The 12,399-nt window shown below is 72.4% G+C and carries 13 protein-coding genes; 6 read left to right on the top strand and 7 right to left on the bottom strand.

All coding sequences use genetic code 11. The features are described 5' to 3' along the window. Positions 1-89 precede the first annotated feature (89 nt). Positions 90-434: a hypothetical protein gene (locus ACFYXK_RS17965; protein WP_328620464.1), complete on the bottom strand. Its 345-nt coding sequence runs from the start codon at positions 432-434 to the stop codon at positions 90-92. A gap of 107 nt (positions 435-541) precedes the next feature. Here ACFYXK_RS17965 and ACFYXK_RS17960 point away from each other — a divergent pair, with 107 nt between their 5' ends. After that, complete coding sequence (locus ACFYXK_RS17960) at positions 542-892, top strand: hypothetical protein (RefSeq protein WP_389411953.1); 351 nt, start codon at positions 542-544, stop codon at positions 890-892. 109 nt (positions 893-1,001) lie between these two features. On the opposite strand, the gene hutH is transcribed toward ACFYXK_RS17960, so the two are convergent. The 5 genes from hutH to ACFYXK_RS17935 all read right to left on the bottom strand — a co-directional run bounded on the left by hutH (position 1,002) and on the right by ACFYXK_RS17935 (position 6,793). Continuing rightward, the gene (gene hutH / locus ACFYXK_RS17955; protein WP_389412116.1) at positions 1,002-2,543 is read right to left on the bottom strand and encodes a histidine ammonia-lyase; all 1,542 of its coding nucleotides are present in this window, start codon (positions 2,541-2,543) and stop codon (positions 1,002-1,004) included. A gap of 84 nt (positions 2,544-2,627) precedes the next feature. Then, a complete protein-coding gene (locus tag ACFYXK_RS17950) occupies positions 2,628-3,743 on the bottom strand; it encodes a diguanylate cyclase domain-containing protein (RefSeq protein ID WP_389411952.1) in 1,116 nt (371 codons plus the stop codon). 49 nt (positions 3,744-3,792) lie between these two features. Continuing rightward, complete coding sequence (locus ACFYXK_RS17945; protein ID WP_389411951.1) at positions 3,793-4,575, bottom strand: enoyl-CoA hydratase/isomerase family protein; 783 nt, start codon at positions 4,573-4,575, stop codon at positions 3,793-3,795. A gap of 24 nt (positions 4,576-4,599) precedes the next feature. Continuing rightward, the gene (locus ACFYXK_RS17940) at positions 4,600-5,784 is read right to left on the bottom strand and encodes an adenylate/guanylate cyclase domain-containing protein (RefSeq protein WP_389411950.1); all 1,185 of its coding nucleotides are present in this window, start codon (positions 5,782-5,784) and stop codon (positions 4,600-4,602) included. A 130-nt stretch (positions 5,785-5,914) separates the two neighbouring features. Beyond that, positions 5,915-6,793 carry a biotin--[acetyl-CoA-carboxylase] ligase gene (locus ACFYXK_RS17935; protein WP_389411949.1) on the bottom strand — a complete coding sequence of 293 codons (879 nt, stop codon included), beginning with the start codon at positions 6,791-6,793 and terminating at the stop codon, positions 5,915-5,917. Positions 6,794-6,924: 131 nt separating this feature from the next. Between ACFYXK_RS17935 and ACFYXK_RS17930 the strand changes: the two genes are divergently transcribed. The 4 genes from ACFYXK_RS17930 to ACFYXK_RS17915 all read left to right on the top strand — a co-directional run bounded on the left by ACFYXK_RS17930 (position 6,925) and on the right by ACFYXK_RS17915 (position 9,646). Next, the gene (locus tag ACFYXK_RS17930) at positions 6,925-8,520 is read left to right on the top strand and encodes an acyl-CoA carboxylase subunit beta (protein WP_053786314.1); all 1,596 of its coding nucleotides are present in this window, start codon (positions 6,925-6,927) and stop codon (positions 8,518-8,520) included. A 15-nt stretch (positions 8,521-8,535) separates the two neighbouring features. Further along, positions 8,536-8,742, top strand: coding sequence for an acyl-CoA carboxylase epsilon subunit (locus ACFYXK_RS17925; RefSeq protein ID WP_389412115.1), 207 nt, complete (start codon positions 8,536-8,538; stop codon positions 8,740-8,742). A 95-nt stretch (positions 8,743-8,837) separates the two neighbouring features. Then, positions 8,838-8,969: a morphogenic membrane protein MmpB gene (gene mmpB / locus ACFYXK_RS17920; RefSeq protein ID WP_383505359.1), complete on the top strand. Its 132-nt coding sequence runs from the start codon at positions 8,838-8,840 to the stop codon at positions 8,967-8,969. A gap of 65 nt (positions 8,970-9,034) precedes the next feature. Continuing rightward, positions 9,035-9,646 carry a Maf family protein gene (locus ACFYXK_RS17915; protein ID WP_389411948.1) on the top strand — a complete coding sequence of 204 codons (612 nt, stop codon included), beginning with the start codon at positions 9,035-9,037 and terminating at the stop codon, positions 9,644-9,646. On the opposite strand, the gene ACFYXK_RS17910 is transcribed toward ACFYXK_RS17915, so the two are convergent. Beyond that, positions 9,627-10,142: a hypothetical protein gene (locus ACFYXK_RS17910; protein WP_389411947.1), complete on the bottom strand. Its 516-nt coding sequence runs from the start codon at positions 10,140-10,142 to the stop codon at positions 9,627-9,629. The two genes, ACFYXK_RS17915 and ACFYXK_RS17910, sit on opposite strands and share 20 nt — an antisense overlap. A gap of 387 nt (positions 10,143-10,529) precedes the next feature. Between ACFYXK_RS17910 and ACFYXK_RS17905 the strand changes: the two genes are divergently transcribed. After that, the gene (locus ACFYXK_RS17905) at positions 10,530-12,293 is read left to right on the top strand and encodes an acetyl/propionyl/methylcrotonyl-CoA carboxylase subunit alpha (protein ID WP_389411946.1); all 1,764 of its coding nucleotides are present in this window, start codon (positions 10,530-10,532) and stop codon (positions 12,291-12,293) included. Positions 12,294-12,399 lie beyond the last annotated feature (106 nt).

Raw genomic sequence — 12,399 nt, 5'->3', positions numbered from 1 at the left:
AGGGAGACACGCCCCCTGCCTCGCACCAGTCAACGCGTTGAAGGCCCGGATCGGTTCCACATTCCGTTTGAATGTGGGCAACCACACGGTCAGGCGTTGTCGGTCGTCTCTTCGTCGAAGTCCCCATCTTCCTCGCCCAGGTCCCACTCCATGGACTCGGGGTCGTATTCGACGGGCTCGCTGCTCCAGGAGGCCTGCGCCAGCTCCACGCCGGGGATGTCCGCGACCAGGTCAGTGGGGTCGACGAGGTACGCGAGCGCCTCCGACTCGTCCTCGCGTACGGCCGACTCGGCGTGGCCGCGCTCCTCGTCCGGCATGAACTCGTCGGCCTCGATGTGCTCGAGCGCGGCTCCGGTGAGCGCCTCGGGGTCGGGCACCTCCAGCACCAAATCCACCCGAAGCCGTACGTATCGTGATGTGTCAGAAGGGTTCATACGACGGAGACTAAGCCCGGGGAAGCCCCGACTTTCCCACGACCCGCCCTTGTCCGTAGCATCACCGCACACGGCCAATTCGCTGCTTCCGCAAGGGGGATCGCACCGTGTCCGCACGTCGTCCGCTGCTCACCGCTCTCGGAGCGACCACCCTTCTCGCCGCCCTCTGGTTCGTGCCCTCGGCCAACGCCACCGCACCGGGGTCCGCGGCGCCCGATTCCACGGCGTCCGATTCCGGTTCCGTCGCGCCGGAGTCCGCGAACGCGCCCGGGCCCGGATCGGTGACGACCCTCGAGGCCGATCCCGGCGGCGCCTCCCCGCAGAGCGCCGGCCAGGTGTCCCTCGGGCTCGCCGACACCGGCGGGATCGACACCACCCCGTACCTGCTGGGCGGCACGCTCTGCCTGGGCCTCGGGGCCGGGTTCGTCACCTTCTCCGTACACCGCTCGCGCGCGTAGGCCCCCGTACGGACGGACACCAAGACGCCGAATGCGCCGAAGGGCCGCTCCCGGGAGACTTCCCGGGAGCGGCCCTTCGCAGCACCTGTGACGACTTCGGCGGCGCTCCCTAGGCGAGCGGACCCGTCACCGGCTCCACCGCGGCCACGAGGCCGCCCGAACGGACGAACGCGTCGGCGGCCGCCAGGTCGGGGGCGAGGAAACGATCCGGCCCGGGACCCTCCACACCGGCCGCCCGAGCCGCCGCGATGGCCGCCAGGCTGGCCGGGGCCGCGGTGAGCCCGTGGCGCAGCTCGATGGCCCGGGTGGCCGCGTACAGCTCGATCGCGATGATGCGGGTCAGGTTGTCGACGGCGGTACGGAGCTTGCGCGCGGCCGACCAGCCCATCGAGACGTGGTCCTCCTGCATGGCGGAGGACGGGATCGAGTCGGCGGAGGCCGGCACGGCCAGCCGCTTCATCTCGCTGACCAGGGCGGCCTGCGTGTACTGGGCGATCATCAGACCGGAGTCGACACCGGCGTCGTCCGCCAGGAACGGCGGCAGGCCGTGCGAGCGGTTCTTGTCGAGCAGCCGGTCGGTGCGGCGCTCGGCGATGGAGCCGAGGTCGGCCGCCGCAATGGCCAGGAAGTCCAGTACGTACGCGACCGGCGCACCGTGGAAGTTGCCGTTGGACTCCACGCGCCCGTCGGGCAGCACCACCGGGTTGTCGACGGCGGAGGCCAGCTCGCGCGAGGCGACCAGGGCGGCGTGCGCCATGGTGTCGCGGCCCGCGCCGGCGACCTGCGGGGCGCAGCGCACCGAGTACGCGTCCTGCACGCGCGGGGCGGACTCCTCCTGGAAGTGCCCGGTGAGCCCGGAGCCCTTCAGCACGGCGGCCATGTTCGCGGCGGAGGCGCCCTGGCCCGGGTGCGGGCGGATGGCGTGCAGCTCGGGCGCCAGCACCTTCTCGGTGCCCAGGAGCGCCTCGAGGGTCAGCGCGGCGGTGATGTCGGCGGACTTGTACAGCTTGTCGAGGTCGGCGAGGGCCATGACCAGCATGCCGAGCATGCCGTCGGTGCCGTTGAGGAGGGCGAGGCCCTCCTTCTCCTTCAGCACGACGGGCTCGATCCCCGCCTCGGCGAGCAGCTCCCCGGCGGGGCGCACGACCCCGTCCGGACCCTCGGCGTCGCCTTCGCCCATCAGGGTGAGCGCGCAGTGCGAGAGCGGCGCGAGGTCGCCGGAGCAGCCGAGCGAGCCGTACTCGTGGACGACGGGCGTGATGCCGGCGTTGAGCACGTCGGCCATCGTCTGCGCGACGGACGGCCGGACGCCGGTGTGCCCGGAGGCGACGGTCTTCAGGCGCAGGAACATCAGGGCGCGCACGACCTCCCGCTCGACGCGCGGGCCCATGCCGGCGGCGTGCGAGCGGACGATGTTGCGCTGGAGCTGGGCGCGCAGCTCGGGGCTGATGTGCCGGGAGGCGAGGGCGCCGAAGCCGGTGGACACCCCGTAGACGGGTTCGGGCTTGGCGGCGAGGGCGTCGACGATCTCGCGGGCACGGGCCAGGGCGTCGAGCGCCTCGCCGGACAGCTCGATCCGCGCGTTGCCGCGGGCGACGGCGATGACGTCCTCGGCGGTGGTCCCGGACGTCCCCACCACGACAGTGTGCATATCCATATTCAGCAGCCTACGGACTGAATCGCTTCATGTCACTAGCAAGTTTCACGAGGGCCCCTTACGCCTGCGCCACAAGGCCTACGCCCGGCCGCGGAAGCGGCGGCGCTCCCCGGGCGCCTCGTGCTGGGCGGCATCGGCCAGCCGGACGACGGCGGTGTCCCGGCCTGCGACGACGGGCTTCGGCGAGCGGGCGGCCTTGGCCTTGTACTGGGCGGCGTCGGCCAGCCGGAACAGCCGCCGGGAGGACTTCACGAGCCCGATCGGGTCCCCGGTGGACGCGACCCCGCAGGCGACACCCTCCCCGAGCTCCAGCTCGGCGGCGCGCAGGCACAGCTCCTCGGTCACCCGCACCACCTCGTCGGCGGGGGGCCCGACGCTCACGAGGCAGAACTCGTCGCCGCCGAGCCGGGCGACGAGCGCGCCGGGCAGCATGGCCCCGCAGAGGCTGAGCACGGACCCGAACCGCTCCAGCAGCCGGTCGCCCATGGCATGCCCCTGGGTGTCGTTGACCTTCTTGAGCCCGTTCAGGTCACACACCACCAGGCTGACCACGGCGGCGCTGCGCCGGTGCTCCTCCAGCGCCTCGTCGAGCCGCATGTCGACGGCGCGGCGGTTGGCCAGGCCGGTCAGCGGATCGGTGAAGGCGAGCCGCCGGGCCTCTTCGAGCCGCTCGTTCTGCGCGAGCCCGGCCGCGACGACGGCGGCCAGGACGGTCGCGAACTCGGCGTCGTCCTCGTCGAAGTCGGGCAGGCCGTCGTCGCGCGCGACGTACAGCTCGCCCCAGGCGCGCCCGCTGAGCACGACGGGCGCGACGACGCAGGTGCCGCGGCCGCGGCGGCGCAGGGCCTCGCCGCGCCGCCCCGGACGGCCGCCGCCGGCGCTCTCCACCCAGGCGTGCGGGCCGCCGCCGCCGACCCAGCGCTCGTGCAGGAACTCGGTGATCTCGGGGAAGTCGTGGACGGGGTACGACTCGTCCTCGGGGAACGTCTCCTCCCCGGCCCGCAGCTCCCCCTCGTTCACCAGGACCCGCAGCCGGCCCCGCTCGCGCTCCCACGCGGAGATCGCGGCGAACGAGCCGTCCATCGCGAGACGGGCCCCGCGGGCGGCCGCCCGGACACTGTCCCGCGGCGCGCATGCGGCGGCCATGGCCTGCGCCAGGCCCACGACGGCTCGCAGCCGCCCGTCGACTCCCATCACCCCAGGTTAGGGAGTTTTGTCAGATTTGCCGACAAACGTCACCGCACTAGCGGCCCGGCCAGTTCGGGCGGCGCTTCTCGTTGAACGCCGCCACGCCCTCGGCACGGTCTCCCGAGAAGGCCACCGTCCGCCAGGCCGCGTCCTCGATCTCCAGGCCGGCCGTCAGGTCCATCCCGTGCCCCAGCCGCAGGGCCCGCTTCGCCGCCCGCAGCCCCACCGGGGAGTTCGCCGCCATCCGGGCCGCGAGGGCGAGCGCTTCGTCCCGGTCCGTGCCCGCCGGGACCACCGAGTCCACCAGGCCCAGCGACAGCGCCTCCGCCGCCTCCACCCGCCGCGCCGTGAAGATCAGTTCCGCCGCCCGCGCCGCGCCCACGCGCCGCGGCAGCAGCTGCGTGCCGCCGCCGCCCGGGATCACGCCCACGGAGACCTCCGGCAGGCCGACCACCGCCGTCTCGTCGGCCACGATCACGTCACACGCCAGCGCCAGCTCGAAGCCGCCGCCCAGCGCGAAACCGTGCACCGCCGCGATCGTCGGCATCGGCAGCTCCAGTACGCCCCCGTACGCACCCCGCGTGGTCGGCCGCTGCTGAACCAGCTCGGCGTCCGACAGGGAGTTGCGCTCCTTGAGGTCGGCCCCGACGCAGAACGCCCGCTCGGCCGTCGAGGAGAGCACGACGACCCGCACCGACGCGTCCGCAGCGAGCGCCGCGCAGGCGTCGCCGATGGCCCGCGCCATGTCCGTCGACACCGCGTTCATCGCCTTCGGCCGGTCCAGGACCAGCTCCGCGACCCCGTCCTCATGACGGCGCACAGCCACGAACTCAGACACAGAGACCCTCCCGGTTAACGAACGTTACCCGGGGATCTTAGGCTTCCTGCGCGTCAGCGACCAGGGCTCCACGACCCCGAGCCCGCGCACCGGCCGCTGCCACATCGGCTGGAGTGCGAAGCGGTACGCCCCGCCGCCCTCCTCGGCCTCGGCCTCCTTCTCCGAGACCGGCGCCGCGCCCGTCCGCCCCAGCTCCTCCGCCATCGCCCCGTCGACCAGCACCGCGTCCTTCGGCGCTATCGACGTCAGCCGCGAGGCCAGGTTCACGGTGGTGCCGAAGACGTCGCCCATCCGGGTCGTCACCGTCCCGAACGCTATGCCGACGCGCAGCTCCGGCATCTGCGCATCGGCTTCCATCGTCTCGATCAGCCGCAGTGCGATCTCCGCCGCCGTCGCCGCGTCGTCGGCGCAGTAGAGCACCTCGTCGCCGAGCGTCTTGATCAGCCGGCCCCCGTGTGCGGCCACCAGGTCCGCCGAGGTCGTCTCGAAGGACTCGACGAGCTCACCGAGCTCCTCCTCCTCCAGCCGCCGCGTCAGCCGCGTGAAGCCGACCAGGTCCGCGAAGCCCACCGCGAGCCGCCGGTCGACCATCTCCTCGTCGTCCGCCACCTGCACGACCCGCCCGGTGGCCGCCGCCAGCTGGCGGCGCCACACGTAGACGAGGAACTCCTCGAGCTCCGGCAGCAGCAGCTCGACCAGCGGGTACGTGACCTCCGTACGGGTCATGCCCGGCTCCGGCGGCTCGGTCAGACCCTCCAGGAAGGAATCGATCTGCCATTCCGCCAGCCGGGCGGTGGTCTGCCCGGTGGACCGCGCCACCTGCACGGCCATCGGCTCGCTCAGCAGCCCGGCCTCCACGAGGCCGGCGAGCCGGCGCAGCGCCAGTACGTCCGCCTCCGTCAGGGCCTTGGCCTGCCCGATGTCCGCGAAGCCCATGGCCCGCCAGAAGCGCGAGGCCAGCTCCATCGATACGCCGGCGCTGCGGGCCGCCTGGAAGGGCGTGTACCGCCGCTCCGCGCCCAGGATCAGCTGCTCCAGCCGGATGGCGAGCGGGTCCGCCGTCGGCTGCGCCGTGTGGTCGACCTCGTGGTGGGGAGTGTGCTGGTCGCGCCCGATCGGCGTGCCCGGGCCGGTGGCACCCGGGCCGGTGGGCCCCGGGCCGCCGGGCCGGGGGGCGGACGCGCCGGACGTAGAGTCGTCGACGGTCAAGGGCCGCCTCCTGTCCATTCCGTGCGCACTGCCCTGCCGAACCGGGTGATCACCGGGAGGACCGGGATCGCCTAAACCATACGGCAGGTGTGCCGTAGCTCACTCCCCACTCCCCGCAGCTGTGGCCGGGCTACCGCACCGACCGCAGATGCACCACGTCCCCGGCTCCCACGGTCTCGTGCCGGTCCTCGGCGGTCCGTACGACGAGCCGCCCGTCCGCGTCCACCGCTTCGGCCGTCCCGGTGAGCGTGCGGCCGCCGGGCAGGTCCGCCCGCACGTGCCGGCCGAGCGTGACGCAGTCCGCCGCGTACGCCTCCTGGAGCCCGCTGGCGGCCGGGTCGCCGCCCGCCGCCCGCCACTCCCCGTACCAGTGCTCCAGGGACCGCAGTACGGCCTTCAGCAGGGGCTCCCGGTCCGTCACGGCGGCCTTCGCCAGGATCAGCGACCCGGCTTCCGGTACGGGCAGCTCGTGCTCGGCCAGGGTGACGTTGAGCCCGATCCCGAGGACGACCCCGTCGCTGACCCGCTCGGCGAGGATGCCGCCGGTCTTGCGCTCCTCCCCCTCCACGGTCACCAGCAGGTCGTTGGGCCATTTGAGGGCCGTGTCCACGCCGGCGGCCCGGGACACCCCGGTCGCGGCGGCCACCCCGGCCAGCAGGGTCAGCCACCCCCAGCGCTCCTGCGGTACGGAGTCGCCCGGCTTGAGCAGGACGGAGAAGAACAGCCCGGACCGGGCGGGCGCGACCCAGCTGCGGTCGAGCCGCCCGCGCCCGGCGGTCTGCTCCTCGGCGACGAGCACGGCCCCCTCGGGCAGCTGCCCGGCCCGGGCCGCGAGATCGGTGTTGGTGGACCCGGTGGCGGCGACCACCTCGACCGAGGACCACAGCCCCCCGTCCCCGACGAGGGCCCGCTCCAGCACGGCGGCGTTCAGCGGCGGCCGGTCGAGGCTCGACCAGCGGCCGGCGGCGGCTCCGGACGGAGCCCCTCCTGATGCATCTGATGGCGTCATGCAACCCACAGTAGGTGTGTCAAACGCCGCACTGCCGAGCGCCATGCCCGCCGATACGCTACGCACCAGTAGCCAGCAGTAGTCAATCAATTGACCAGGCAGTTGACACCACACAGGGAGCCGCGACCCCGATGTCACAACCCTCAGAGCCGATCGACATGCACACGACCGCGGGCAAGATCGCGGACCTGCAGCGCCGCATCGACGAAGCCACTCACGCCGGGTCAGCGCGCGCGGTGGAGAAGCAGCACGCCAAGGGGAAGCTGACGGCACGTGAGCGGGTCGCCCTGCTGCTGGACGAGGGGTCCTTCGTCGAGCTCGACGAGTTCGCCCGGCACCGGTCGACCAACTTCGGGCTGGAGAAGACCCGCCCCTACGGCGACGGCGTCGTCACCGGCTACGGCACGGTGGACGGCCGCCCGGTGGCCGTGTTCTCGCAGGACTTCACCGTCTTCGGCGGGGCCCTCGGCGAGGTCTACGGCCAGAAGATCATGAAGGTCATGGACTTCGCGCTGAAGACCGGCTGCCCGCTCGTCGGCATCAACGACTCCGGCGGCGCCCGCATCCAGGAGGGCGTCAGCGCGCTGGGCATGTACGGCGAGATCTTCCGCCGCAACGTCCACGCCTCCGGCGTCATCCCGCAGATCAGCCTGATCGTCGGGCCCTGCGCCGGCGGCGCCGTGTACTCCCCCGCCATCACCGACTTCACCGTGATGGTCGACCAGACCTCGCACATGTTCATCACCGGCCCGGACGTCATCAAGACGGTCACCGGCGAGGACGTGGGCTTCGAGGAGCTGGGCGGCGCCCGCACCCACAACTCCACCTCGGGCGTGGCCCACCACATGGCCGGGGACGAGAAGGACGCCATCGAGTACGTCAAGAACCTGCTGGCGTACCTGCCGTCGAACAACCTCTCCGAGCCGCCCGCGTTCCCGGAGGAGGCGGACACCGAGGTCACCGAGGCCGACCGCGAGCTCGACGTCCTCATCCCGGACAGCGCGAACCAGCCGTACGACATGCACACCGTGATCGAGCACGTGCTCGACGACGCGGAGTTCCTGGAGACCCAGTCGCTCTTCGCGCCGAACATCCTGACCGGCTTCGGCCGGGTCGAGGGGCACCCGGTGGGCATCGTCGCCAACCAGCCGATGCAGTTCGCCGGCTGCCTGGACATCAACGCCTCCGAGAAGGCCGCCCGCTTCGTGCGGACCTGCGACGCCTTCAACATCCCGGTGCTGACGTTCGTGGACGTGCCGGGCTTCCTTCCGGGCACGGACCAGGAGTACAACGGAATCATCCGGCGCGGCGCGAAGCTGATCTACGCCTACGCCGAGGCCACCGTGCCCCTGATCACCGTCATCACCCGCAAGGCGTTCGGCGGCGCGTACGACGTCATGGGCTCCAAGCACCTCGGCGCGGACCTGAACCTGGCCTGGCCGACCGCCCAGATCGCCGTCATGGGCGCGCAGGGCGCGGTCAACATCCTGCACCGCCGCGCCATCGCCGAGGCAGAGGAGGCGGGCAACGCCGAGGAGACCCGGGCGCGGCTCATCACCGAGTACGAGGACGCGCTGCTGAACCCGTACACGGCCGCCGAGCGCGGTTACATCGACGCGGTGACCATGCCGTCCGAGACGCGGGCCCACGTGGTCAAGGGGCTGCGCCAGCTGCGCACCAAGCGCGAGTCCCTGCCCCCGAAGAAGCACGGCAACATCCCCCTGTAGGAGGTCAGTCCTGTGGTGATCAAGGTCGTCAAGGGGAATCCGACGCCCGAGGAGCTGGCCGCCGCACTGGCGGTGGTCCAAGCGCGCGCGGCGGTGCTGGCCTCGGCACCGTCGGGCGCGCCGCGGGTGGCGGACGAATGGTCGGCGCCGGCCCGGGTGGCGCGGCGGACGCTGCCGCAGGCGGGGCCGCGCGCGTGGGCCCGTACGTACTGGCCCGGTTAGACCCCCGTCCGCTCGTGAAGATGGCGTGAACGGACCGTGGCGCCTGAGTACGCGTACTCAGGCCCCACTGCGGTCTCCGGGGCCAGGATCGAGGCATGCTCTGGTCAGACCCGAAGAACGAGCCGCCGAAGGACATGCGCGACGTGCAGGCGATGGTCCGGCGGATGACCCTGGTGGTGGTCCTCGCGATGCTGGTGGTCGTGTACGTGCTGGGCGTGGGCTTCTAGACGGGCTCCCGGGGGGGTGTCCCGGTGCGTGCCGGGCGCCGGATCCCCGCCCCTACGATGGCGGCATGACTGCTGCTGCCCAGGCCCACGCCCTCGTCCTCGCCTCCGCCTCGCCCGCCCGGCTCAACCTGCTGCGGCAGGCCGGGCTGGCCCCGCACGTGATCGTCAGCAACTTCGACGAGGACGCGCTCAGCGCGCAGACCCCGGCCGAGCTGGCGCTGGCCCTGGCCGAGGCCAAGGCGGGCGTCGTCGCGGCCCTGGACGAGGCCGCGGGCGCCCTGGTGATCGGCTGCGACTCGGTGCTGGAGCTGGACGGCGAGGCGCTCGGCAAGCCGGCGGACGCCGAGGAGGCCACCGCCCGCTGGAAGTCGATGCGCGGGCGGGCCGGCGTACTGCGCACCGGGCACTGCGTGATCGACACGGCGACCGGGCGTCAGGTCTCGGCGACGGCGTCCACGACGGTCCGGTTCGGCGAGCCGACGGACGCCGAGGTGGCGGCGTACGTGGCGAGCGGCGAGCCGCTGCACGTGGCCGGGGCGTTCACCCTGGACGGGCTGTCGGCGCCGTTCATCGAGGGCATCGACGGCGACCACGGGAACGTCATCGGGCTGTCGATGCCGCTGCTGCGCTCCCTGCTGGCCGAACTGGGTGTTTCCATCACGGATTTGTGGGCCTGAGCTCCCCGCGGGGCGGAGGCGGGGTGTCCTGGACGTCCTGCCCGTCCTGGCCGTCCGGTCCGCCCGGGCCGCCTCCTGCGGGCGCCCCGGCCCCGCCCTGGGCGGCGTGGAGCACCAGGGTCAGGACGAGCAGGCAGAGGATCAGCATCATCACCGCGAAGGCGCCCCAGCCGACCAGGCCGACGGCAAGGGCGCCGAGGAGCCCGTGGGTGACGGCGGCGGTGACGAGCACGATGCGGGCGAAGGTGCCGGGGGCCCGGTCGCGTACGGCCGCCACGGCGAGCAGTACGGCGCACAGGAGCAGGAAGGCGCCGATGCCGGCCCCCATCCCGTACGTCGCCAGGGACATGACATCCGGATCCATGCCCGCGATGGACATCGACTGGTTGTGGGTGGTCCGGCCGAGCACGAAGTGGACGAGAACGAGCACCGCCGCCTCGGCGACGAGCACGATCGAGGCCAGCCCGGCCACGAGTCTGCGCAGTACGGCGCCCACGACGACCCACCCCTCCCCACACGTCCCCGGCCACAAGCCTGTTCGACGCCTGGAGGCTACTAACGGGTAAACGTACGGACAAGGGGTCCGGGCAGCTTCGTTACGCGAACGGCCCCCGGACCGCGGACACGCAAAGAATGTGTGGGCCGTTCGTAGGGACTCGACAAAGAATCACATGGGGCCGCTGACCCGGCGGACAGAGACCTTGGATGCACGACGGGGTTACTGTGCAGTTGGGGATCCCCCTGACCTGGGGCGCCACAAGGGCTTTCCTCCGTGGAGGTGGACTCGAATCACACTGCGTGTGGGCAAGGTCACCACCAGGGAAGGGTCGAAACGCCGTGTGGGCTGTCCCTAAACTCAGCTTGTTTCAAGGAGGGAGCCATCGTGCGCAAGGTGCTCATCGCCAACCGTGGCGAAATCGCTGTCCGCGTTGCTCGGGCCTGCCGGGATGCCGGAATCGCAAGCGTAGCCGTCTACGCCGATCCGGACCGGGACGCTCTGCATGTCCGCGCGGCCGACGAAGCTTTCGCGTTGGGCGGTGACACCCCGGCCGCCAGCTACCTGGACATCTCCAAGGTCCTGCAGGCCGCCGCCGATTCCGGCGCGGACGCCATCCATCCCGGATACGGCTTCCTCTCCGAGAACGCCGACTTCGCGCAGGCCGTGCTCGACGCCGGCCTGACCTGGATCGGCCCGCCCCCGCAGGCCATCCGCGACCTCGGCGACAAGGTCGCCGCCCGCCACATCGCGCAGCGCGCCGGCGCCCCGCTGGTCGCCGGCACGCCGGACCCGGTCTCGGGTGCCGACGAGGTCGTGGCGTTCGCCAAGGAGCACGGCCTGCCGATCGCGATCAAGGCCGCCTTCGGCGGCGGCGGTCGCGGCCTGAAGGTCGCCCGCACCCTCGAAGAGGTGCCGGAGCTCTACGACTCCGCCGTCCGCGAGGCCGTCGCCGCCTTCGGCCGCGGCGAGTGCTTCGTCGAGCGCTACCTCGACAAGCCGCGGCACGTCGAGACCCAGTGCCTGGCCGACAGCCACGGCAACGTGGTCGTCGTCTCCACGCGTGACTGCTCGCTGCAGCGCCGCCACCAGAAGCTGGTGGAGGAGGCTCCCGCGCCGTTCCTCTCCGAGGCCCAGAACGCGGAGCTGTACGCCGCGTCCAAGGCGATCCTGAAGGAAGCCGGCTACGTCGGCGCCGGCACCGTCGAGTTCCTCGTCTCCGCCGACGGCCTGATCTCCTTCCTGGAGGTCAACACCCGCCTCCAGGTCGAGCACCCGGTCACCGAAGAGGTCTCCGGCATCGACTTGGTCCGCGAGATGTTCCGCATCGCCGACGGCGAGGAGCTCGGCTACGGGGACCCGGTCCTGCGCGGTCACTCCATCGAGTTCCGCATCAACGGCGAGGACCCGGGCCGCGGCTTCCTGCCGGCGCCCGGCACGGTCACGAAGTTCGCCGCGCCGTCGGGCCCGGGCGTCCGCCTCGACGCGGGCGTCGAGTCCGGCTCGGTCATCGGCCCGGCCTGGGACTCCCTGCTGGCCAAGCTGATCGTCACCGGCGCCACCCGCGAGCAGGCGCTCCAGCGCGCCGCCCGCGCGCTGGCCGAGTTCGAGATCGAGGGCATGGCCACGGCCATCCCGTTCCACCGCGCCGTCGTCACCGACCCGGCCTTCGCCCCCACCGACGGCAGCCCGTTCACCGTCTACACCCGGTGGATCGAGACCGAGTTCGTCAACGAGATCCCGGCGTTCGCGGCTCCGGCCGCGGACGACGCCGAGGACGAGCCGGGCCGCGAGACGGTGGTCGTCGAGGTCGGCGGCAAGCGCCTCGAGGTCTCGCTGCCGTCCTCGCTGGGCATGACCCTGGCGCGCACGGCCGCTGCCGGCGGTGCCAAGCCGAAGCGCCGCGCGGCCAAGAAGTCCGGCCCGGCGGCCTCCGGCGACACCCTCGCGTCCCCGATGCAGGGCACGATCGTCAAGGTCGCGGTCGAGGAGGGCCAGCAGGTCAACGAGGGCGACCTGGTCGTCGTGCTCGAGGCCATGAAGATGGAGCAGCCGCTGAACGCGCACCGCTCCGGGACGATCGTCGGCCTGACGGCCGAGGTCGGCGCCAGCCTGACCTCCGGCGCCACCATCTGCGAGATCAAGGACTGACGTCCTTGACCGGGGTTCCCGGGGCTGTGCCCCCGGGAACCCCGTTCTTTCGTGTGCGGCGCCGCCGCGGGGCGCTGCCCCGCACTCGCGCGCCCCGAACGCCTGT

Origin of the sequence: Streptomyces sp. NPDC002209 (assembly GCF_042890265.1) — a bacterium.
In the GTDB taxonomy this organism is placed as follows: domain Bacteria; phylum Actinomycetota; class Actinomycetes; order Streptomycetales; family Streptomycetaceae; genus Streptomyces.
This window is presented reverse-complemented; position numbering and strand designations above follow the sequence as displayed.

What these genes read in the sequence shown, in the direction of transcription:
- ACFYXK_RS17930 (WP_053786314.1), top strand. Translation starts at nt 6,925, where the DNA reads ATGTCACAACCCTCAGAGCCGATCGACATGCACACGACCGCGGGCAAG.
- mmpB (WP_383505359.1), top strand. Translation starts at nt 8,838, where the DNA reads ATGCTCTGGTCAGACCCGAAGAACGAGCCGCCGAAGGACATGCGCGAC.
- hutH (WP_389412116.1), bottom strand. Translation starts at nt 2,543, where the DNA reads ATGCACACTGTCGTGGTGGGGACGTCCGGGACCACCGCCGAGGACGTC.
- ACFYXK_RS17915 (WP_389411948.1), top strand. Translation starts at nt 9,035, where the DNA reads ATGACTGCTGCTGCCCAGGCCCACGCCCTCGTCCTCGCCTCCGCCTCG.
- ACFYXK_RS17965 (WP_328620464.1), bottom strand. Translation starts at nt 434, where the DNA reads ATGAACCCTTCTGACACATCACGATACGTACGGCTTCGGGTGGATTTG.
- ACFYXK_RS17950 (WP_389411952.1), bottom strand. Translation starts at nt 3,743, where the DNA reads ATGGGAGTCGACGGGCGGCTGCGAGCCGTCGTGGGCCTGGCGCAGGCC.
- ACFYXK_RS17935 (WP_389411949.1), bottom strand. Translation starts at nt 6,793, where the DNA reads ATGACGCCATCAGATGCATCAGGAGGGGCTCCGTCCGGAGCCGCCGCC.